1 pseudogene is annotated in these 358 nt (G+C 59.8%); it reads left to right on the top strand.

Annotated elements, in window-relative coordinates:
- Nucleotides 1-358, top strand: a pseudogene (locus FW800_RS27295) (arabinose ABC transporter substrate-binding protein); the annotation flags it as partial.

Raw genomic sequence — 358 nt, forward strand, 5'->3', positions numbered from 1 at the left:
CTTTGCGGTGATCAATACCTTCAACGAACTCGACACCGGCAAGAAGCGCACCGACGGCTCGATCAAATCCCTGGAAGACGCCGGTATTCCCAAGGATCACATCCTCACCGCCGCGCTTAAAACCCTCGACGTACCCGGCAGCATGGACGCCACCAACTCGGCCTTGGTCAAGCTGCCGAGCGGGGCGAAGAACCTGATCATTGGCGGCATGAACGACAACACGGTACTGGGCGGCGTGCGCGCCACCGAAAGTGCCGGTTTCAAGGCGGCCAACGTCATCGGCATCGGCATCAATGGCACCGACGCCATTGGCGAATTGAAGAAAGCCGACAGTGGCTTCTTCGGCTCCATGCTGCCA

The organism is Pseudomonas sp. 910_23 (assembly GCF_052850795.1).